The 659-nt window shown below is 27.6% G+C and carries 1 protein-coding gene; it reads right to left on the bottom strand.

Features of this window, described 5'->3' with window-relative positions:
- Window positions 1-293: 293 nt before the first annotated feature.
- On the bottom strand, window positions 294-659 hold a 366-nt coding region (locus ABDH49_09285; GenBank protein MEN3047130.1), incomplete at its 5' end, for a hypothetical protein.

The raw sequence follows: 659 nt of genomic DNA, 5'->3' as shown, positions 1-659 counted from the left end.
AATTTTTGTATTTAATGTATCCCCTCTGTTTAAAAAGAAAATTAAAATTATTAATTTCATTTTTACTTGCCTCTCAGGAGGCGGAGTTGAACCACATTTTTCTCCCAAGGGGTTATAAAAGTTAAGCGTAGATTATTCCTACAATAGCTATGGCTATAACAATAGCTACTGCCGGTGGGGGACCATACATTTTTATCCCATTGTCTTCAACTTTTTTATAGGTTGGCTTGATATATTTCATTCCTAATCTCCTCCTCTTTATTTCCCTGAGAGGGGATTCAACCCATTATTTTTTACTCAGGGTTATTTATAAAACAATTTAAAAAGCCTTTTCGGGTTCTTTTTAACGAATCTGAGATTTTTGTTATTAAAAGAATTTTTTTATTGTTTGAGGGAAGAATTAAACCATTTTTTATTTTATTTAAAAAAATTGAACCTTTGGATATAAAAACTCTTTTACACCTTAATTGGTTCTGAATATTTTTTAACGAATTTATATTTGAAAAAATTATAACTAAATCATTCTCTTTTATCTCTTCTTCCTTTAGATCTTCATATAAGAAAATTTTTAATAGACAACTGTTACATTTTAAATTTATATAATCTACACTTCTTTTAAATTCACTCAATACTACTCTTTCACATCCACATAATTCCAA

This window comes from Candidatus Hydrothermales bacterium, assembly GCA_039630235.1.
Taxonomy (GTDB): Bacteria; Hydrothermota; Hydrothermia; order Hydrothermales; family JAJRUZ01; genus JBCNVI01.
The sequence above is the reverse complement of the archived record's forward strand: the minus strand, read 5'-3'. Positions and strand labels throughout refer to the sequence as shown.